Source organism: Streptomyces sp. NPDC059895 (assembly GCF_042731035.1).
Taxonomy (GTDB): Bacteria; Actinomycetota; Actinomycetes; order Streptomycetales; family Streptomycetaceae; genus Streptomyces.
Genome location: NZ_JBHWKO010000002.1, coordinates 250527 through 270611, shown reverse-complemented (window position 1 = coordinate 270611; position 20085 = coordinate 250527). Strand labels below are relative to the sequence as shown.

The 20085-nt window shown below is 72.8% G+C and carries 20 protein-coding genes and 1 pseudogene; 11 read left to right on the top strand and 10 right to left on the bottom strand.

Annotated elements, in window-relative coordinates; translation table 11 throughout:
- Positions 1-60 precede the first annotated feature (60 nt).
- Both ACFV9M_RS03210 and ACFV9M_RS03205 read right to left on the bottom strand, forming a co-directional pair.
- On the bottom strand, positions 61-474 hold the full coding sequence (locus ACFV9M_RS03210) for a cupin domain-containing protein (protein ID WP_385074588.1): 414 nt from the start codon (positions 472-474) through the stop codon (positions 61-63).
- Positions 475-664: 190 nt separating this feature from the next.
- Complete coding sequence (locus ACFV9M_RS03205) at positions 665-1681, bottom strand: zinc-dependent alcohol dehydrogenase family protein (RefSeq protein WP_385074585.1); 1017 nt, start codon at positions 1679-1681, stop codon at positions 665-667.
- 304 nt (positions 1682-1985) lie between these two features.
- On the opposite strand from ACFV9M_RS03205, the gene ACFV9M_RS03200 reads away from it, so the two are divergent.
- Together ACFV9M_RS03200 and ACFV9M_RS03195 are read left to right on the top strand one after the other, a co-directional pair.
- Positions 1986-2870 (top strand): helix-turn-helix transcriptional regulator, encoded by an 885-nt coding sequence (locus ACFV9M_RS03200; RefSeq protein ID WP_385074584.1) that lies wholly within the window; start codon positions 1986-1988, stop codon positions 2868-2870.
- Positions 2871-2953: 83 nt separating this feature from the next.
- A complete protein-coding gene (locus ACFV9M_RS03195) occupies positions 2954-3991 on the top strand; it encodes a LacI family DNA-binding transcriptional regulator (protein WP_385074581.1) in 1038 nt (345 codons plus the stop codon).
- 80 nt (positions 3992-4071) lie between these two features.
- On the opposite strand, the gene ACFV9M_RS03190 is transcribed toward ACFV9M_RS03195, so the two are convergent.
- Positions 4072-4863: a LacI family DNA-binding transcriptional regulator gene (locus ACFV9M_RS03190; RefSeq protein ID WP_385074579.1), complete on the bottom strand. Its 792-nt coding sequence runs from the start codon at positions 4861-4863 to the stop codon at positions 4072-4074.
- On the opposite strand from ACFV9M_RS03190, the gene ACFV9M_RS03185 reads away from it, so the two are divergent.
- On the top strand, positions 4863-5417 hold the full coding sequence (locus ACFV9M_RS03185; protein WP_385074628.1) for a substrate-binding domain-containing protein: 555 nt from the start codon (positions 4863-4865) through the stop codon (positions 5415-5417). The genes ACFV9M_RS03190 and ACFV9M_RS03185 overlap by 1 nt on opposite strands.
- Before the next feature lie 123 nt (positions 5418-5540).
- Complete coding sequence (locus ACFV9M_RS03180; protein WP_385074576.1) at positions 5541-7565, top strand: sigma-70 family RNA polymerase sigma factor; 2025 nt, start codon at positions 5541-5543, stop codon at positions 7563-7565.
- Positions 7566-7644: 79 nt separating this feature from the next.
- Here ACFV9M_RS03180 and ACFV9M_RS03175 read toward each other — a convergent pair whose 3' ends face one another.
- From ACFV9M_RS03175 to ACFV9M_RS03165, 3 genes are all read right to left on the bottom strand, one after another.
- Positions 7645-8880, bottom strand: coding sequence for an aromatic ring-hydroxylating dioxygenase subunit alpha (locus ACFV9M_RS03175; RefSeq protein WP_385074573.1), 1236 nt, complete (start codon positions 8878-8880; stop codon positions 7645-7647).
- 5 nt (positions 8881-8885) lie between these two features.
- The gene (locus tag ACFV9M_RS03170; protein WP_385074570.1) at positions 8886-9536 is read right to left on the bottom strand and encodes a VC0807 family protein; all 651 of its coding nucleotides are present in this window, start codon (positions 9534-9536) and stop codon (positions 8886-8888) included.
- 536 nt (positions 9537-10072) lie between these two features.
- Complete coding sequence (locus ACFV9M_RS03165; protein WP_385074567.1) at positions 10073-10738, bottom strand: TetR/AcrR family transcriptional regulator; 666 nt, start codon at positions 10736-10738, stop codon at positions 10073-10075.
- Between the two features lie 180 nt (positions 10739-10918).
- On the opposite strand from ACFV9M_RS03165, the gene ACFV9M_RS03160 reads away from it, so the two are divergent.
- From ACFV9M_RS03160 to ACFV9M_RS03150, 3 genes and pseudogenes are all read left to right on the top strand, one after another.
- Positions 10919-11689, top strand: coding sequence for an SDR family NAD(P)-dependent oxidoreductase (locus ACFV9M_RS03160; RefSeq protein WP_385074565.1), 771 nt, complete (start codon positions 10919-10921; stop codon positions 11687-11689).
- A gap of 106 nt (positions 11690-11795) precedes the next feature.
- Positions 11796-11995: pseudogene (locus tag ACFV9M_RS03155) on the top strand (hypothetical protein); the annotation flags it as partial.
- Between the two features lie 82 nt (positions 11996-12077).
- Entirely contained in the window at positions 12078-14090 is a 2013-nt protein-coding gene (locus ACFV9M_RS03150) for a beta-galactosidase (RefSeq protein WP_385074562.1), read from the top strand.
- Between the two features lie 162 nt (positions 14091-14252).
- Here ACFV9M_RS03150 and ACFV9M_RS03145 read toward each other — a convergent pair whose 3' ends face one another.
- Complete coding sequence (locus ACFV9M_RS03145; protein WP_385074559.1) at positions 14253-14744, bottom strand: peptidylprolyl isomerase; 492 nt, start codon at positions 14742-14744, stop codon at positions 14253-14255.
- 110 nt (positions 14745-14854) lie between these two features.
- Between ACFV9M_RS03145 and ACFV9M_RS03140 the strand changes: the two genes are divergently transcribed.
- Positions 14855-15424, top strand: coding sequence for a DinB family protein (locus tag ACFV9M_RS03140; protein WP_385074556.1), 570 nt, complete (start codon positions 14855-14857; stop codon positions 15422-15424).
- Between the two features lie 97 nt (positions 15425-15521).
- On the opposite strand, the gene ACFV9M_RS03135 is transcribed toward ACFV9M_RS03140, so the two are convergent.
- Both ACFV9M_RS03135 and ACFV9M_RS03130 read right to left on the bottom strand, forming a co-directional pair.
- The gene (locus ACFV9M_RS03135) at positions 15522-15845 is read right to left on the bottom strand and encodes a hypothetical protein (RefSeq protein ID WP_385074554.1); all 324 of its coding nucleotides are present in this window, start codon (positions 15843-15845) and stop codon (positions 15522-15524) included.
- Positions 15846-16032: 187 nt separating this feature from the next.
- A complete protein-coding gene (locus ACFV9M_RS03130) occupies positions 16033-16914 on the bottom strand; it encodes a helix-turn-helix transcriptional regulator (RefSeq protein ID WP_385074551.1) in 882 nt (293 codons plus the stop codon).
- A gap of 153 nt (positions 16915-17067) precedes the next feature.
- Between ACFV9M_RS03130 and ACFV9M_RS03125 the strand changes: the two genes are divergently transcribed.
- The 3 genes from ACFV9M_RS03125 to ACFV9M_RS03115 are packed head-to-tail and all read left to right on the top strand — an operon-like array spanning position 17068 to position 18430.
- Positions 17068-17562: a MarR family winged helix-turn-helix transcriptional regulator gene (locus ACFV9M_RS03125; protein WP_385074548.1), complete on the top strand. Its 495-nt coding sequence runs from the start codon at positions 17068-17070 to the stop codon at positions 17560-17562.
- Complete coding sequence (locus ACFV9M_RS03120; RefSeq protein ID WP_385074545.1) at positions 17559-18008, top strand: MarR family transcriptional regulator; 450 nt, start codon at positions 17559-17561, stop codon at positions 18006-18008. Before ACFV9M_RS03125 ends, ACFV9M_RS03120 begins: the two co-directional genes overlap by 4 nt.
- Positions 18009-18058: 50 nt before the next feature.
- Complete coding sequence (locus ACFV9M_RS03115) at positions 18059-18430, top strand: tetratricopeptide repeat protein (protein WP_385074542.1); 372 nt, start codon at positions 18059-18061, stop codon at positions 18428-18430.
- Positions 18431-18555: 125 nt separating this feature from the next.
- On the opposite strand, the gene ACFV9M_RS03110 is transcribed toward ACFV9M_RS03115, so the two are convergent.
- Positions 18556-19989, bottom strand: a complete 1434-nt coding sequence (locus tag ACFV9M_RS03110) for a PepSY-associated TM helix domain-containing protein (RefSeq protein WP_385074539.1) — start codon at positions 19987-19989, stop codon at positions 18556-18558.
- Between the last annotated feature and the right edge of the window lie 96 nt (positions 19990-20085).

Genomic DNA, 20085 nt, shown 5'->3' with positions numbered 1-20085 from the left:
CGCCGGCATCCACGTGGATGGGGTCGGTGGCGGCGGGCGATGAGCGCTCCGGCGTCATGGCTACGGGGTGCGGCTGCGAGGGCCGTCGTACTGCTGGTCGGTGACGGGCTCGGCCCACACGGTCTCGGGTGTGTCGTCGCCGGTTCCCTCCCACATGGCGATGTGTTCCATGAAGCGGTCGGGGACGGCGCCGTGCCAGTGTTCCTCGCCCGGCGGGCAGCTGACGGTCTCGCCGGGGCGGGCTTCGAAGACGGTGCCGTCGCGGGTGCCGATCAGGGCGGTGCCGGAGACCACGTGCAGGGTCTGGCCCACGGCGTGGGAGTGCCAGTGGGTGCGGGCGCCCGGGGAGAAGCGGACGAGGTTGGCCCGCATTCGGGAGGGTTCCCGGCCGGCGACGATGACGTCCCACCACATGTCTCCGGTGAACCAGTCGGCCGGTGCCTTGCTGGTGGGCTGCTGCTCGATGAATTCCATGAGGATCCTCGTAGTGCTGTTCGTACGGTCAGGGGATTGCCGGGGCGAGGTGGCGCCGATCAGGGCGGGTCCGGTCAGGCCGAGAGAGGAGTCCAGAGTCCAGTGCCTGGCCGGCGAGGGCGGAGCCCGCCGCGACGGCGGCCACAGCCCGCCCTGGCGCAGCGCGCGGATCTCGGCACCGACCGGCAGGTCAGGGCTTGAGGAGGCTCTTGATGGCGCGACGCTCGTCCATGGCCTTGTAGCCCTCGGCGACCTGGTCCAGAGGGAGGGTGAGGTCGAAGACCTTGCCGGGGTCGATCCGGCCGGTCAGGACGCGGTCGATCAGGTCGGGCAGGTAGCGGCGCACCGGGGCGGGGCCGCCGCGCAGGCCGACGTGGGAGAAGAAGAGTTCCTGCCCGTCGACGGCGACCCCGTGGGGGACGCCGACGAAGCCGACGTTGCCACCGGGGCGCGCGGAGCGCAGGGCCTGCTGCATGGACTGGGCGGTGCCCACGCATTCCAGGACCGCGTCGGCGCCGATCCCGTCGGTGAGATCCTTGACGCGGGCGACGCCCTCGTCGCCGCGCTCCGTGACGATGTCGGTGGCGCCGAACTCACGGGCGAGCCTCTGCCGCGGCTCATGGCGGCTCATCGCGATGATCCGCTCCGCGCCCATCTCCTTGGCCGCGATCACCGCGCACAGGCCGACGGCGCCGTCGCCGACCACCACGGCGGTCGAGCCGGGCCCGACCTCCGCGGCGTCGGCGGCCCACCAGCCGGTGCCCATGACGTCGGAGACGGCCAGCAGGCCGGGCCACAGCTCCTCGCCGGGCGTCCCGTCGGTGGCGACCAGGGTGCCCTGGGCGTTGGGTATGCGAACGTGCTCGGCCTGGCAGGTGCTCATGAACTGGCGGTCCAGGCAGTTGGACTGGAAGCCATTGCGGCAGTTCGCGCAGGTGTTGTCGGAGGTGGCGAACGACCCGACGACGAACTGGCCCGGCTTCACGGCGGTGACCGCGCTGCCGACCTCTTCCACGACGCCGACGTACTCGTGCCCCATGGGATGGGCGTCGCCGATCGGCTCCAGGCCGCGGTAGGGCCACAGGTCGGAGCCGCACACACAGGTGACGGCCGTGCGGATGATCGCGTCGGTGGGCTGGAGGATCTTCGGGTCGTCCAGGGTTTCGAAGCGGACATCGCCGGGGGCGTGGATCACTGCTCCGCGCATGGGGGGTTCCTTACGTACCGAGGCGTGCGATGCCGGTCATGTACCGGCGGCACGCCGAGTGCGGGTGCGGGCCCGGCACGGACGGCGAACCGCCGCCCGCGGGCCGGGGTCGGGCTCCCCGCGGGGCCGCGTTCACGGCCGGGCGGGGGGCCGGGGTCGGGCTCCCCGCGGGGCCGCGTTCACGGCCGGACGGAGAGCGCCACGCCATCCAGGAAACCCGCTCGCCGCGCGCGCAGCGAGTCACCGTCGAAGGGTGTACCGGCAGTACATCCCTCGGGCCGCGTGTGGGACGTACGGTCGAGGGGTGGACAACAGTGAAGAGGTCCGCGAGTTCCTGACCTCGCGGCGCGCGAAGATCACCCCGGAGCAGGCGGGGCTGCCGTCCGGCAGCCGGCGGCGCGTCCCCGGCCTGCGCAGGAGCGAGGTCGCCACGCTCGCCGACATGAGCGTGGAGTATTACGCCAAGCTCGAACGCGGCAACCTCGCCGGCGTCTCCCCGGCCGTCCTCGAAGCCGTCGCCCGCGCGCTCCGGCTCGACGACGCCGAGCGCGCCCACCTTCTCCATCTGGCGCAGGCCGCGGACGGCTCCGACGTCCTCACCCGGCCCCGCCGCCGCACCAGGGGGCAGTGGACGCCGCACCGCAGCCTGCAATGGACCCTGGACGCGATCACCGCCGGGCCCGCGTTCGTCCGCAACGGCCGCATGGACCTGCTCGCCGCCAACCAGCTGGCGCGGGCCTTCTACAGCGACGTCTACGCCACACCCCACAACCAGGCGAACCTCGCCCGGTTCAACTTCCTCGACCCCGTCTCCCGCCGCTTCTACCCCGACTGGGACCTCGCCGCCGACATCGCCGTCGCCATCCTGCGCACCGAGGCCGGCCGCAACCCCCACGACAAGGACCTGCACGACCTGGTCGGGGAGCTGTCCACCCGCAGCGACGCCTTCCGCACCCGCTGGGGCGCCCACAACGTCCGCCGGCACGGCACCGGTACCAAACGCTTCCACCACCAGGCCGTCGGCGATGTCACCCTCGCCTACGAAGGGCTGGAGATGACGGCCGAACCCGGCCTCACCCTGACCGTCTACACCGCGGAGCCCGGCTCCCCCTCCGAGGAGGCCCTGCGCCTCCTCGCGTCCTGGGCCGCCACCCGGGAAGCCGGCTCCGCCCGGCAGGCGGCCGGCTGACCGCCTGCTCACGCGGTCCCGCACGGCTCCGTACGGAGCGACGAGGCTGCGGTGGGCAGCGCCCGGATCGGTAGCATCCTGCGATGACCACCGAGCCGAACACGCCGCCGGTGCCCCCGGCCGTCCGCCGTCCCACGATCCGCGAGGTCGCCCGGCTCGCCGGCGTGTCGCACCAGACCGTGTCGCGTTACCTGCGGATGGACGACCGCATCAACCCCGCGGCACGCGAGAGGATCGGACAGGCCATCGCCCAGCTCGACTACCGGCCCAACCTGGTGGCGCGTGCCATGCGCGACCGCAGGACCGGCCGCCTGGCCGTGGTGCTTCCCAACGCTGTCGCCATCAGTTCCCTGGAGATGCTCGCCGGCGCCCGGGAAGCGTCCGCGGCCGCCGGTCACATGGTCGAAGTCGTGACCCTGGGCGGAGAGCCGCACGCGCACACCGCCCGCGTCCTCGAACTCGCCGACTCCGGCTTCTTCGACGGCATCGTCTCCCTCATGCCGCTGCCCGCGTACGCGCCACGGCACCCGCGCACGCCCGTCGTCGTGACGCCCGAGTACGACGAGAACATGCGCGGCATCGGAGAGCTGGCGGACGCCTCGATCCTCACCGAGATCATGGAACGCCTGGCCGGCCAGGGGCATCGCCGGTTCCTGCACCTGGCCGGTTCGTACTCGCACACCTCCGCGCGCGAGCGCCGCCGGGTCTTCGAGGAGACCGCGGCCCGCCTCGGAGCGGAGTCGTACGCCGTGGTCGACTGCGCATGGGAAGCCGATCGCGCCGACGAGGCGATACGCCGCCTGCCCGCCGACGGCGCGACCGCGGTGATCGCCGCCAACGACGTCATGGCCGCCGCCGCCGTACGAGCGGCATGGGAGCGCGGCTGGCGGGTGCCACGCGACCTGAGCGTCACCGGCTGGGACGACAACCCCGTCGCCGCCGCGATCCTGCCGAGCATGACCACCGTCCACGTCGACCACGCGTTGCTCGGACGTCACGTGATCGCCGTCCTGCTGGCGGTGATGCGCGACGAGCCCGCGCCCCCTGGGCACGGTCCCCTCACCCGTGTCATGTGGCGCGAATCCACCGGCCGCGCGCCGGACGCCCGGCCCACCGCATGACCACGCTCACCGGCTGCCGCCGCGACGGGCGAGGGGCCCGCGACGCTGTCGGGGATGGTTGGGTGAAGGGGTGAATGACGTCAATCGGAGGCCGCGGGCTGTCGGATCACCCCGCAGCTCTCCCGCACGATGAGCTGTCCGCCCAGGACGGTACGCAGCGGCACATCCGTCGGCCGGTCCGCGGTGGCGATGCGCACAGCCTCCCGGCCGGCGCTGCCGAACGGGAAAGCGATGGTGGTCAGGGCGGGAGTGAGGTCCTGCGCGAGGGGGATACCGTCGACGCCGCTCAGCGCCACGTCGTCGGGAACGCGCAGCCCCGCGTCCTCCAGCGCGTGCAGAGCACCGGTGGCGATGCGGTCGTTGACGGCGAGCACCGCGTCCGGCACATGCCCGGAGAGGACGTCCGCGAGAGCCTCGGCGGCCGCGGCGCGCGCGGCGCGGCAGTGCTCCACCCGGATGCCGGTCACGTCGGCTTCGGCGAGTCCCTGCCGCAGGCCGGCGATGCGATCCCGGTAGGCGTGGTGGTGCCGGGGGCCGCCCAGGACGACGACGGAGCGCAGGGGCAGCCGCGTCATGTGCTGTGCCATCTCGAGGCCGGCTCCGTAGTCGTCGAAGCCGATGCTCGGGAACGGCGAGCGTGGCCGCCCGATCACGACGATGCGGGTGCCACCGTCCTGCGTGTGGTCGTCGAGGGCCTTCCGCAGCTCCGTCTGGATCTCCGGGGCGGCCGGCCACGTGCCGGTCAGGATCAGGGCTCGGGGGCGCAGGGTGCGGACGGTGTCGAGCAGGGCGAGCTGCTGCCCGGGGTCGCCTCCGGCAGCGGAGACGGTGGCCACCAGTCCGAGGTGGTGCGCGGCTCGCTCTCGGCTCACTGCTGACGGGGCGTGGTTATCGCCGCCCGGTCCTGCTGTCGGGGCTGCCGTCCTGGCCGTCGGCGGCACGGCGGGAGCGTGGCGTGCGGACGGCCCTGGCCGAAGCGGATGTCGTCCCGGTGCGGGTGGTGGACACCGACCTGTCCCGGGACGCGGGCCACCGCGCGGTCATGGAACTGCCGGGTCCCGTGCTGCGACGGTGCGACGTCGTGATCTGCGCGAGCGACCCATTGGCCTTCGGCGCGTCGACAGCACTGCGCCTGCGGGGCGTGCGCGTCGGTGCCGAGGTCGGTGTGTGCGGCTTCGGGGACGTGCCGGGCGCTTCGGACGTGCGCCCCGGGCTGACCACGGTCCATCTGCCCTTGATCGAAGCCGGAGCGCGTGCGTTCCGGCCGGCGTTCGAAAAGGTCTCGGACCAGCACGTTGTGCTGCGGACCCGCGTGGTGGTGCGGGACAGTACACCGCCCCGCACGCCGACAGCCGTCCGTACGAGACGGTCACCCCCCTCCTCAGGTGCGCGGCGAGAACGCGGCACCGGTGAGGACACCACATGAGCTCGGCGATCCGTCGTTGCGCGGGCAGGAGTCGGCGGACGGCGTGGCACACTGCTGCCGCGTCGATCGGCGGGCGGGCCGGTCGGCGCTGACAGCCGATGCCGAGAGGACGAGGTGGGGCACGTGCGCCCACGGAACAACGTCGGGAAACCGCCGGGAACCGCGGTGGTGGCCCAGGCCCGCGCAGGAGATCGGGAGGCGCTGGAGACACTGGTGTCCGGCTACCTGCCCCTGGTCTACAACGTCGTGGGACGAGCGATGGACGGCCATCGCGATGTCGACGACGTCGTCCGGGAAACCATGCTGCGGGCCGTGAACAACCTGTCGGCGCTCCAGGACGCGAGCCGCTTCCGCTCGTGGCTGATGGCCATCGCCGTACGGCAGGTGCGCACGTGGTGGCAGAGCAGCCGCACCAGGCCGCAGTTGGGCCTCCCCGACGAAAGCGTGCGACAAGCCGGTCCCCGGGCCGACTTCGCCGATCTGACGGTCTTGCGGCTGAAGCTCTCGGGCCAACGGCTCCAAGCCGTCGAGGCCACCCGCTGGCTGGAGAGCGAGGACCGCGAGACGCTCTCGCTGTGGTGGATGGAGGCGGCCGGCGAGCTGAGCCGACCCGAGCTGGCCGAAGCCTGCGGTCTGTTGCCGCATCACGCGAATGTGCGAGTGCGACGGGTCAAGGAGCGGCTGGAGGCCGCACGTGGCATCCTGCGCGCCCTGGCCGCCGCACCGCGCTGCCCGGACCTGACCGCTCTCCTGGCCACTTGGGACGGACGTCCCAGCCCCTCGTGGCGCGAGCGCCTACAGCTTCATGTCCACGACTGTCCGCGGTGCGGGCCGGCCGCTTCAGGGATCGTTCCGGCCGAGCGGCTGCTCGGCGGCTTCGCCCTGGTGCCGCTTCCCGTCGGTCTGGTCGCTCACGTACTGTCCGCACTCGGCCCGGCCTCGGCGACGGCCGCCGGGGGTGGCGGAGCACTGAGGGGATCCTTCGCGAAGAACACCGGCGACGCGGCGCGCCGGGGCATCCGCGCGCTGTCCCACGGACCGGTGGCCGTCGCCACGGCCACCGCCGTCGCGCTGACCGCGCTCGTCGGCTGGTACGCCTTCGGCCGCACCGGCGCCCCCGCCCCCGCACCGGCGGCTGCCGCACCACCCGTCTCGCCCTCGGCCCCTCCCCCAGCCGGCGCGACCGCTTCGCGGACCGTTCCGACCCCCTCGCCCGGCACGAGCACGACTACGACCACGACTACGACCACGAGCACGAGCACGACGCGGGCAGGCGCATCGGCATCCGCACCCGCAAAGGACCCAGCCGTGTCGGACCCCGGATGCGGGTCTCGGCTCGCGGGAACCCGGGCCGACCGGCCGATGCCCGGCGCGACGGCGAACGGCATCGGGAACACCGCCGGCTACACGGACCTCGGCAACGGGACGGTGCGGGACGACGTGACATGTCTGATCTGGCAGAGGATCCCGGCACCCGGCACGTACACCTACGCCGCGGCCGCGGACTACTGCGCCGGTCTCGACCTGGCCGGTGGCGACTGGCACCTGCCCAGCCGTATCGAACTGACCTCCGTCATCGACACCACGCGCTCGGCACCGGCGATCGACACGGGCGCGTTCCCGGGCACCCCCTCGGAGTTCTTCTGGACGTCGTCCGCCTGGGCGGTGCCCAGGGCCCCCGCACGGGCCTGGATCGTGAACTTCCACGAGGGCCTGACCAGCAACGGCGCCTTCCGGTCGCAGGACCACCACGTCCGCTGCGTGCAGTCGACGACCGGCGACGGCCGCCCCGCCTACCAGGTGACCGCGGACGCGGTGACCGATCCCGCGACGGGCCTGACCTGGCAGCGTGGTGCCTCACCCGCCCCCGTCACCGCCGCGGGCGCCACGGCGTACTGCCGCGGTCTGCGCCTCGGCGGTCACTCCTGGCGGCTGCCCAGCGTCAAGGAACTGGCCACCACCGTCGACGAATCCCGTGTCGCGCCGGCCGTCGATCCGGCCGCCTTCCCGGACACCGCGCGCGACGCCTGGTACTGGACCGCCAGCACCGCCGCGCCTGAACCTGCGCGGCGGTGGGGACTCAACTACGAGGGCGGCTACACCGACTACCGGAACCTGTCGACCGGTTACGCCCGGTGCGTCCACTGATGCGCGGCATGCCTGTCCGGCGGGACGAGCCGTTCATACCGGCGGAGGGTGCAGAGCCCGGCCGGGTCGCTCGGGGGCGTCACAGCAGTCGCTCCGCGAGGTAGCGCTGGAACTGCCACAACGGGCGCTCCAGATGGGAGAAACGGCCGTTGGAGGGAGCCGGGTGGGAGGCCAGGCCCCGTTGCACGCCGCGGACGGCCACCAGATCCTCTTCCTGGATCCGGCCGATCTGAGCGCGTATGCCGGCCAGTTGCTCGGCGAAACCGGGTGTCCGCGGCACTCCGGGCGGGACCAGGGCGGTGATCCGGGTGTCGTGGGTGGCGGGCCCGGTGGGCAGCCAGCGGATGCTGACCGCACTGTCGGGCAGGACCGCCAGGACGAACTGCGGGAAGATCCCGGCGATGAGCATCCCCGGCCGCGATCCCCGGCCGGACCGTGTCTGCCGTCCCAGGCCGGTGCCCTCGCGCTCGGGGTCCGACAGCGGCGTGAACATGGTGAACCAGCGGCCGTCGCACTCGTCCACCTCCGTGTCCCGGCCCGGCAGCGCCGGATCCAGGGTCGCCGCGTGCGTACCCATGTGGTGGTAGTTCTCGGAACCGTTCTCCACCGCCACCTTCCAGTTGGCGGGCACGCCCTTCCAGTCCTGGGTGTGGACACTCACCCAGTCCGCGATGCCGTGGCTGCCCAGCCGCAGGTCGAGCCCGCGCAGTCCGGGCGCCGCCGGCGCCGCGCCGGGGTCGAGGTTGAGCAGGACGAAGCCGTTCCAGACCTCGACGCGGTACGCCGGGAGCCGGCATCCGGCCCGGTCGAACTCGACCCGCTGCATCAGGGGAGCACCGGCGAGCTGCCCCGCGTACTGGCCGTTCAGCCGGTAGGTCCAGGTGTGATACGGGCAGGTCAGCCGCTTCAGACAGCCCTGCTCGGGCGCGGTCTCCGGCGGCAGGAGGTCCATGAACCGGTGGCGGCACACCCGGGACAGGGCATGCAGCTCGCCCTGCTCGTCCCGGGTGATCACCAGTGGGGTGCCGAGGACGTCCAGCCGCAGATAGCTCCCCGGCTCCGGGATCTCCTCGGCCCGTGCCACGCACAGCCACTCCCGCCGGAAGATCCGTTCGGTCTCCCATGCGTACAGCTCGGGCGAGGTGTAGGCGTGGGGCGGCAGCGTCTGGCCGTGTTCGAGGGGGAGCGCGGCCAGCCGCCGCAGCTCGGCGAGCGTCTCGCGCAGCATCTCGGGGGCCGCGGACACGGGGGCCGCGGACACGGGGGCCGCGGACACGTCGGCCTCGGTCCGGTGGCCAGTGTGGTGGAGCGCCATGGTGATCAGCCTTCCTTTCCGGTGTTCAGGGGTGGCGAACCGAAGAGGGACAGTGCGTGCCGCCGCCCGTAGCGGCGGCTGTAGAAGACGGTGACGAGGGCGACAGCGCACAGCAGCGCCAGTCCCTTCACGCGGTTGAGTGCCGGAACCGACTCCACCGGAAGCAGCAGGGCGACGAGCACTCCGGCACCGCAGTCCAGCAGTTGGGCACAGCCCCACAGGACCGTCAGCCGGGTCAGTCCGCTGCGCAGCGCCGGCGAGACGCTCCAGGCCGCTTCCCGGGTGCGTGCGGCGGTGGGCCTGTGCCAGGTCTGGACGGCCTGGAAGGCGAAGGGCTTCGCCACCAGGAGCGAGCCCAGGATCCACAGCCCGGCAGCCGCCGCGAGTCCGGCGTCCTTGACGAGGATGACCCGTGGGCTGCCGGTGAGCAGCGACGTCACGATGCGCACCGCCAGCATGACGATCATGAACGCCTCGAAGCTGTCCACCCGACGCCGTGTGGCGGCCTCGACGGCCATGCGCACCGCGGGGACCGCCCCGCTGAGCGTCAGTGCCAGCCACTGGCTGGTCCCCTGCGACCGCAGAACGTAGAACACGGCCAGGGGAAGAACCACGGCGAACAGGAGCGGAGCGGCCGCTGTCCACCACGTGGGCATGTCTTGTGTTCTGGTTGGACCGTTCGGTGATGCCATACGAAAACCGTAGGAACTGACGGAGATCACCGAATCGACGTGAGGCACGATATGCCGGATACATCATTCGATGTACCTATTTCATCCACAAGGATCTGTGCCGTACCGGCACAGACACCGGCACGGACCGCGACGGCCCGGCGGGTGCGCCGCCGGGGTGTGGTCGAGCGCGGTGCCGGTCAGGGGGCGGCGATGTCGCCGGACCTGCTCCTCGATCCGGCGGCGACCAGGGCTGTCAGATGCGTGACGGTCGGTCAGTCGCCGTACGGGAGGGGGCGGTAGGCCTTGTACTCGCTGCCGGCGGGCGGCCCGTAGGTCAGCGAGCGGTGGCTGGTGCCGGGGCCACTGCGCTGCTCGCAGGCCGTACAGGAGCGGTGGGCGGAGTCGTTCCACTCATCGGAGATGACGGTGTGCCGGGTGTTGCCGCTGCGGGGGCCGGGGCCTCGGTCAGACGGTGGCGGCCGGCCGGCCGACCTGCTCCGACATGTGTCCGCCGTCGCTCATGAGGCCGGCTCGGTGCGGGAGCGGTCCCCGGACAGGGCAGCCGAGTTCGCGTCGGGAAGACGCGCGATCATCCGCAGAGCGCGGACGACGGTTTCCGCGTACGACGGCCCCGTCGACGCGTCGGACCGCAGAGCCCAGTCCTCCACTCCGATGCGCAGTGCCGTGTTCAGCACGCCCGCTTCCAAGCGGACGGCGAGGTCGTCAGCGGTCCGGCCGGTACGGTCGGCGATCATGGCGGCGAAGGCCGCTTCGGCGTCGTGGTGCGCCTGTAGCCAGACGGCGCGCAGTCCCGGCTCGACACGGCACAACCGTATGAGGTCGCGCAGCACTTCCAGGCGCTGTCCGGCATCCTCGCGCCGGTGGACGTCGATGATCGCTTCGGCGAGCGGGCGGTCTCCCCTCCAGTCCCGCAGGCGGTCCGCCAGCGTCTCCAGACCTTCGGTGAGCAGAGGCCGTACGCACTCCTCCTTGGAGCGGAAGTAGCGCCACAACGTGCGGGTGGAGATCCCCGCGGCCGAGGCGATGTCCTCGGCGGTGGTCGCCGCCACCCCGTGGGCGCCGAAGAGCCGGACCGCCTCCTCGGCGATCTCCGTACGGGTCTCGGCGCGCCGCCGCTCCGTCAAGGGCGGCCGCCCGGTCGAACCCCCGGCCCGTCCGGCCATCGTCCCTCCTCCGACTTCCTGTGCTCGCACGACCTTATGCCGCCCGACGCCGACTGACTCCCCCGACAGCTGACGCATCATGTCTCGATGTCACTCCCCGCCTTTATGTCGCAGCGCGCCAAAAAGTACTACGCTGACGCCACGCCCACCAGAAGAGACCAGCAGAGAAGAGGAACCCGCATGGATGCCACCGGCCTGTCCGGCAGGAGCGTCATCGTCACCGGAGCCGCCTCCGGCATAGGCCGCGCCACGGCGCTGCGATTCGCCGCGGAGGCGGCGAACGTCGTCGTCGCCGACCTGGACGCCGACGGAGTGAAGAGTGTCGTCGAGGCGATCGAGGCGGCAGGGGGAACGGCCGTGGGCGTCACCGGCGACCTGAGTGACAGCGCGGTCGTCGACCAGGTCACGGCGGCCGCGGTCGACACCTTCGGCGGGGTCGACGTCCTGGTCAACAACGCGGGCGTCATGGACAGCATGTCGGCCACGGCGGACGTCACCGACGCCGAATGGGAGCGGGTCCTGCGCGTCAACCTCACCGCGCCGTTCCTGCTGACGAGGTCCGTGCTGCCGCACATGCTCGCGGCGGGACGCGGAGCCATCGTCACCACCGCGTCGGAGGCGTCGCTGCGCGGCAGCGCGGCGGGGACCGCCTACACCGTCTCCAAGCACGGCATCCTCGGACTCACCCGCTCCCTCGCGGTGATGTACCGGGACAAGGGCATCCGCGCCAACGCCATCGCCCCGGGCGGCACGATCACGAACATCACGAGTGGCCTCGGCGTGGACGGGGAGGCCCACGGGCCGGCCGTCATCGGCAGGCACATGGCCAACATGGGCCGCGTGTCCGAACCGGAGGAACAGGCCGCCGCCATCGTCTACCTCGCCTCCGACGCGGCGAGCAGCGTCAACGGCGTCGTCCTGCCGGTGGACAACGGCTGGGCAGCGGTCTGACCCGCACACCCGCCGGCACCCGGACCCCGCCGCAGCCCTGATCCCGGCCGCCACACAGACACACGCCCACCAGCCCAGCCCGATCCGCGGAGCAAGCGGAGGACACCCCGACGGCGGTGAGGCCGAGGTCGTTGCCGAGGACGTGGACGACCCGGTCGCGGTCCGCTGCGGCAGGGGCGGCGTCCCGCACGTGCTGCCACGGGCCCCGAGGAGCTTCGTCACCCGCATCGACCTCCACGGCACCGGATCCCGGTCGCTCGTCACCAGCGGGCGGTGGGGCGGGACAACGCGACGTTCGACGCACAGTAAGCGCTTTCTGGAGAAAGCGCTTACTGCACTTTAGAGTGGGGCCCGGACGACGCACTCCCCTACGCCGAAGGACCAGCCGATGACCACGCACAGGCCCTGGCCGCTCGACACCCCGGGCATCGCCTACGGCGGTGACTACAACCCCGAGCAATGGCCCGTGGACGTCCAGGTGGAGGACGTCGAGCTGATGCGCCGGGCCGGCGTGAACCTGGTCAGTGTCGGCATCTTCTCCTGGGCCCGGCTCGAGCCCCGGGAGGGCGTGTACGACTTCGGCTGGCTCGACACCGTGCTGGACCGCCTGCACGCCGCGGGCATCCGGGTCGCGCTCGCCACCGCCACCGCCTCCCCACCGCCCTGGCTGACGCGCGCGCACCCGGAGATCCTGCCCCGCACCGCCGACGGCACCGTCCTGCACCAGGGCAGCCGGCAGTCCTACGCCGTCTCCTCCCCCGTGTACCGGGAGTACGCGGTCCGGATGACCCGCAAGGTCGCCGAACGCTACGGGGACCACCCCGCGCTCGCGCTGTGGCACGTGGACAACGAGCTCGGCTGCCACGTCCCCCACGACTACTCGGACGCCGCGGCCGCCGCCTTCCGCGGCTGGCTCGCCCGGCGGCACGGCACCGTCGACGCCCTCAACGCCGCCTGGGGGACGGCCTTCTGGTCACAGCGCTACGACTCCTTCGACGAGGTCCTGCCCCCGCTCGCCGCTCCGACCACCGTCAACCCCACCCAGCAGCTCGACTTCGCCCGGTTCTGCTCCGACGAGCACCTCGCCCACTACCGGGCGCTGCGCGACGTGCTGCGCGAGGTCACCCCGCACGTGCCCACCACCACGAACTTCATGATGACCACCCGGACCAAGTGGGTCGACTACTTCTCCTGGACGGCCGACATGGACGTGGTCGCCAACGACCACTACACCGTCGCGGCCGACCCCGAGGCCCACATCGAGCTCGCGTTCTGCGCCGACCTCAGCCGCGGTGTCGCCGGGGGCGAACCGTGGATGCTCATGGAGCACTCCACCTCGGCCGTCAACTGGCAGCCCCGCAACCGCCCCAAGGGTCCCGGCGAGATGCTGCGCAACTCCCTCGCCCATGTGGCACGCGGCGCCGACGCCGTGATGTTCTTCCAGTGGCGGCAGTCCGCGGCGGGCTCCGAGAAGTACCACTCGGCGATGGTGCCCCACGCCGGACCGGACAGCGACGTCTTCCGCGACACCGTCGAACTCGGCCGCCGGCTGCGCGCCCTCGCCCCCGTCCGGGGCAGCAGGGTCCGCGCCCGGGCGGCGCTCGTCCTCGACTACCCGTCCTGGTGGGGCAGCGAGCTCGACAGCCACCCCACCGGGGCCCTGCGCTACCCCGACGAGGTCATGCGCTGGTACCGCGCCCTGTGGCTGCGCGGGATCACCGTCGACGTCGTCAGCGCGCAGAGCGACCTCACCGGCTACCGGCTGGTCGTGGTCCCCACCCTCTACACCGTCACCGACGAGGACGCCGCCCGGATCGCCGAAGCGGCGCACTCCGGGGCCTCGGTGCTCATCACCTTCTTCAGCGGCATCACCGACGAGCACGACCACGTCCGGCTCGGCGGCTACCCCGGGGCCTTCCGCGAACTGCTCGGCGTCCGCACGGAGGAGTTCTGGCCGCTGCTGGAGAACGAGACCCCGCTGCTCGACGACGGCGGCCGAGCGGACCTGTGGAGCGAGAAGACCCGGCTCGACGGCGCCCGGGCCGTGCGCACCTGGGCGGAGGGACCGCTGGCCGGACGCCCCGCCGTCACCCGCAACAGGGCCGGCCGGGGCGCCGCCTGGTACGTGGCGACCCGTTTGGACGAGGCCGGCACGGCCGCCGTCCTCGACGCGCTGCTCACCGAGGCGGGCGTCTCGGCGGAGGTGCCGGGGCTGCCTGCCGGGGTGGAGGCCGTCCGGCGCCACGCCGACGACGGCTCCCGCTTCCTGTTCCTCGTCAACCACACCGACACCGACGTCCGGGCGGCCGTCACCGGCGAGGACCTGGTGAGCGGCGCGACCACCGAGGAGGGCGGGCTCACGCTGCCGCCCGGCGCGGTGGCGGTGATCCGCGAATCCTGAGGCGCGTCCCGCGTCCCGCATCCCGCGGCCCGCATCCCGCGGCCGCGGTGAACGCGGGCGGGCAGCGGGGACTCGCCCGGTGCCCGAGGGGCCCCGATCCCGCACGCGCCGTCCGCCCGCGTCGCCCCGGCGAGGGGTGACGCGGGCGAACCGTCACCGGGCTCAGGCCAGCCGTGCGGACACGATCGTCACCGGCTCGACCGGTACGTCGCCGTGACCGCCGCGGGACGTGGTGCGCACGCCCTCGATCGCGTCGACCACGTCGTTGCCCGCGACGACCTTGCCGAACACCGCGTACCCCCAGCCGTCCTGGCCGGGGTGGTTCAGGAAGTCGTTGCCGCTGGTGTTGATGAAGAACTGGGCGCTCGCCGAATGCGGGTCCGCCGTCCGTGCCATCGCCACCGTGTACTTGTCGTTGCGCAGGCCGTTGCCCGCCTCGTTCTCCACCCGCCGGGGCGCCGCCTTCTGTTGCATGTCCGCGGTCAGGCCGCCGCCCTGGATCATGAAACCGCGGATCACCCGGTGGAAGATGGTGCCGTCGTAGTGGCCGGACTTGACGTAGTCGACGAAGTTCGCGACCGTCTTCGGCGCCTTGGACTCGTCGAGCTCCAGGGTGATGTCCCCGGCGGAGGTGTTCAGCAGCACAGTGGTCATTCGGCCATCGTATGTCTCCGGCCCTGAGCGGGCACGGGACGGGGCCGGGACGGGGCCGGGACGGGGCCGGGGCATAACCCGGTGGCGCACCGGGGCCGTCACCGACCACCATGCACCGCATGAGTGACCGACCCGCGCGATGGACCCGGGCGACCGTCTACCCCGACATGTGGGCCGATCCGGACGACGACCCCCGCAACAGCGAAGGTCCGAGTCCGGACGGCGAGCTCGCGACCCTCCTGGACTTCCTGACGAACTACCGCATGACCCTGCGGATGAAGTGCGAGGGCCTGGACCCGGAGCAACTGGCCCGCCGTTCGGTGCCGCCGTCGACGATGTCACTGCTCGGACTGGTCCGGCACCTCGCCGAGGTGGAACGGGACTGGCGCAACTGGATCAGCGACGGTGATCCGCTGCCGAAGCTGTACGGCGGGCGTGACGCGGACTTCGACGGAGCCGTCGCCGATCAGGCCGTGGTCGACGCCGCGCTGCGCGATCTGGAGCGTGAGCAGGCCGCGACGGACGCCGCGCTGGCCGGGCATCCGGACCTGGGCCGGCGGGTGGGGCGGGAGGGGATCGCGGTCCGGGAGCTGATGGTGCACAGGATCGAGGAGTACGCCCGTCACTGCGGGCACGCCGACCTGCTGCGCGAGTGCGTCGACGGACGGGTGGGCCAGTGACGAGGGCGGGCACGGGCCGGCACGGGCGACCGCGGCTCACCCCCGTGCCCCGGGTCCTGCGGGGCACGGGGGCGCCGGCCCCGGCCGCCCTCGCTGATCAGCGTCCGCGGTCCTCGGCGTGCAGCGCGCGCAGGAGGCCGGTGAGGCGGTCGGCGACGGTCTCCGCCGCGCCGCGCGCGTAGCGGGAGTTCATGGCTTCGTAGGTGACGCGGTCGTAGCCGGCGGAGTTGAGCTCCCGCAGTCGCGGTGGCAGCGCCGACTCCGCCAGGCACGCGGTGCTGAGCCGCTCCAGCGGGTCGCCCAGCGCGGGGCTTGTCAGCAGGACCTGGAAGGGGCCGTGGACGCCGCCCCGCTGTCGCTGGATACGTGCCCGCAGACGCGCTTGCTCAGCGCTCTCGTCCCGCCGGGGTGTCAGCCGCATGGTGTCTCCTCGCCTCGCCGAGGACCGCCACGGGTGTGAAACGGCCCGTTGGAAACCTGGCCGAGATCAACCGGTGAAGTCCCTGCCGTGAACGCGGTGCAACGGAGAGCCTTACGTTGCTCGTCGCGAGGTCACAGCGGCGCGTTCCTCCGGGAAGCGGGAGATAAGGTGTCGCCGCCGCGGCGGCTCAGACGCCGAGGAGGGCCGCCATCCGTTCCTGTGACACGGCGTGATGCCAGGCGGCCTCGCGCACCTGGACGTACCGCAGCACCTCGGCGGGGCTCGTGACGATCTCGACGCCGTCCCTGTCGTCCGTGTCGTCCGTGTCGTCGTCGAAGCGGAAGAGGGCGACGGTGCGCGCGTCGAAGATCCAGAAGTCCTCGCGGGGCAGTTCCAGCGCGTCCGCCCGGCCACGGGTGAGGAACCGCACGTCCTCTCCCGATGCGGCGTTGCGCGGGGTGTTCTGGAGCAGAAGGTACAACTGGCACTCGGTGTACGGCTCGTCGATGACACGTACGCGCTGGAACGTCTTGCCGAGGGCGGTCTGCTCGCGACGGTTGCGGCACCACGCGCTCTGGAGGTCCCAGTGCACGTGCCGTCCGGTGGCGAACGCCGTGTACTCCGGGCGGCGTTCGTGCCAGGCGTAGCGGCTCCTGCTCTCGAGGCGCCACGCGCTGTGCAGCAGCGTGCTGAACATCCGCTCGAGTGCCGCGGGCGAGGTGCCGCGGCCCTGGCGCGTTCTGCGGGCGGCGGGCGGGCCGGCGGGGAGCGCGGGGCGTGCCGGAGCCTGCCGGGGCCCGGCGGCGTCCGCGACGGGGTGGCGCTCCGCGAGCTTCGCCAACAGGCGCCCGTAGGCCTCCCGCTCGGGCTGCCGGGGCTCCGCCTTGCCCGCCTCCCAGGCGCTGACGGTCGCCCGCCGGACGTTCATCGCGTTCGCCAACTGCTCCTGGGTGAGGCCGTGCGCCTCGCGCAGACGCTTCCGTTCCGTCGGCACCGGCAGCGGCGACGCGGACTCCAGGAGGGCGTCGACGGCGGACAGCAGCCGCGACCGCTTCGCGCCCTCGGCCATGGGTCACCTCTCCCGGCGGAAACGTGTGCGAGCGTACGGTACAGCCGACCGGAAGCGTACGTGAACCGTACGCGCTTGCGCCTCGGGCTGGGCCTGTCGGGCATCTCCGAAAAACAATAGCCATGAACATAGTAGCCATGTACCGTATCTGCCATGAGCAAGGGTTCCGAAGGGGCCACGCCCGGTTACCTGGTGTGGCGCCTGTCCACGAAATGGCGGGTGGCGGTCGACCGGGCGGTGGCCCCGCTCGGTCTGACCCACGCCCAGTACGCGCTGGTCGCCTCCCTGTACGGCATGCGGCGCTCGGGGGAACGCCCCAGCCAGCGGCGCCTGGCCGACCACACCGGCCTGGAGCCGCTCTACGTGTCCAAGCTGGCGCGGGCCCTGGAGTCCGCGGGTCTGGTCGAGCGCAACCGTGACCCGCACGACCCGCGCGCGGTCCAGCTGTCCCTCACGGATCGGGGCGTGGACGTCGCACGACGGGCCGTCGTGGTGGTGCGGGGGCTGCTGGAGCGGCTGCTGGAGCCGCTCGGCGGGCTGGACAGCGACCGGACGCGCACGTTCACCGAGGAACTGTCGACCCTGCTCGCCGTACCGCTCGATCCCGTCGACGGGAGCACGACCCGGAATCCGAAGGGGACGTCATGACCATCACCGCACCTCCCGCCGACAGCCGCGCCATCGGCCTCGCCCACTACGCCGCCCGCGCCGTCCTGGAGCGGGCCCTCACCCGGCACGCGATCACCTTCCCGCAGCAGATCACCCTCCGCTACGCGGTCTTCGCCGACGGCCCCCTGGCACCGGACGCCCTCGTCGCCCAGGTGACCGGGGCGCTCAAGACCGATCCCGGCGACGTGCGCGCCACGATCGGCGAACTGCGCGGCAGGGGGCTGCTGTCGGCCGACGGTCCGCTGATCGGGCCCACGGAGGCGGGACGGGAGCTGATCGCCACCGTCACCGCCGAGACGAGCGAGGCCACCGCCCGCATCTGGGCCGGCATCCCCGCCGAGGACCTGGCCGCCGCCGGCCGGGTGCTCGCCCTGGTCACCGAGCGGGCCGACGCGGAACTGGCCGCGCCCACCTCCCCCAGGTAGTGGAATATTCAACGACAGGGGTGGGTTGTCGGCCTCGAAGGAGGCACAGAGTGGACACGACCTACGAGGCGGCGTTCGACACCGCCTACTACGCCCACGGAACGCCGGCCGAGCGCTGGGAGCGCGCGCGGCTGTTCTTCGACGCGCGGGACTACGCCGCCGCGGCACGGGTGCTGACGGGGCTGGTCGAGGAGGCGCCGGAGCAGACCGGACCGCGGCTGCTGCTGGCCCGCTCCTACTACCACTCCGCCCAACTGCGCCGCGCCGAGGACGAGTTGCGGATCATCGTGGAGCGCGACCCGGTGGAGCACTACGCCCGGCTGATGCTGGGCCGCACCCTGGAGCGGCAGGGCCGGCACGAGGAGGCCGGAACGCACCTGCGCATCGCCTCGGCGCTGGCCGGGGACTTCCCGGAGAGCTGACCCGAACGGGACGCGGCCCGGCGGTGGACACACCGCCGGGCCGCCGCCGCGCGGGCCGCAGGCGCGCGGGCCGCAGGCGCACGAACCGCCGCCACGCGAACCGCAGGCACGCGAACCGCCGGCGCTCAGGCCGGCGCCCGGCGTCCCCTGCGGTGCGCGATCTCCCCGAGGACGACGTCCACGGCGAGGAACGCGGCGAGCGGGATGCCGAGGAGCGGCACGAAGTAGCCGACGACGGCGATCACCGCCATCAGCGGGACGAGGACGTACGGCGGCACCTGCGCCCACGCGCCGCGCGGGATCGGCCGCCCGAAGGCGGAGCCGCGGCCGCGCTGCCACCACATGCGGTAGCCCCACAGGATCAGCAGCACCAGCGCGAGCGCCAGCAGCATCAGCGCGAGCTGGTTGACCAGGCCGAACAGCACGCCGGTGTGCAGGTCGATGCCCCAGCGGGTCAGCTTGGCGAGGACCGGGAAGTCGGCGAACCGCACTACGTCGGTGACCTCGCCGGAGGCCGGGTCGACCGCGACCGCGTCCTGCTTCGTGGGCCAGGCGCGCTGCACCTGCTTGACGACGTACGCCGACTCGGCGTCCGCGGGCGGCACGATCTCCACCGGGTCGCCCAGGCCCTCGGCGCGGGCGGCGGCCAGGACCTTGTCGAGCCCGACGCCGTGCTCGCCGTTCCCGCCGGCGCCGGAGGCCGTGTCGTGACCGGCGTGCTCGCCACCGCCCGCCGCCGCCGAGACCGACGGCGTGGCACCGCCGAGCGAGGTGCGCAGCTCGTCGATGCTCGCGCCCGCGTACTGCGACCAGGTCAGGCCGGTCGCGGACAGGAAGAAGAAGCCTGCCGCCGCCCACACGCCGACCGTGCCGTGCAGTCCGAGGGTGCGGCGCCGCCCGGTGGTGCCGCGCACCTTGCGCAGGGCGCGGCGGCGGGAGAACCACAGGATCACACCGCCGCCCGCGATGACCCACAGCCAGCTCGCGGCGAACTCGCTGTAGAGCCGGCCGTTCTCACCGAGGTGCAGGTCGCGGTGGAACTCGTCGATCCAGGTGCGCAGCGGCAGCGCGCCCGTCGAGCCGTACTGCTCCAGGCCGCCGCGCACCTCGCCGGTGTACGGGTCGACGAACACGGCGAAGGTGTGGGTGGCGTCCACGCCCGCGACACCGGACAGCATGACGCGGGTCGTGGCGCCGTCCGCCGGGGAGGGCCGTACGGCCGCGACGGTGCCCTCGGGGTACGCCTCGCGGGCCGCGGCCACCTGCTCCGACACCGGCAGCTCGGTGTCGCCGACCGGCACGGTCAGCTCGTGCGCGTAGACGATCCGCTCGGCCTGGAAGGCCGCCGCGTACAGGAAGCCGGTGAGGGCGGCGACGAGCAGGAACGGTGCGACGAACACGCCCGCGTAGAAGTGCAGGCGCAGCACCAGGGGGCGCAGCGGGGCCCACGGGCCGCGGGACGTCGGCGCGGGTGCCCTGGGTGGCGGGGCCTCGTCCGATGGGTGTCCCCCCGCTGGAGCGGAGCCGGAGGAGGGAGAGGTCGAGGGAGCGGTGGACATCGGCGGGCTTCTCCCGGGTCGGTGGGGACGGCGCGTCGGCTCTTCAGCCGTGACGGTCCAGTAGTCGGAGCGGGATCCCGCCGAGTTCCCGCCCTT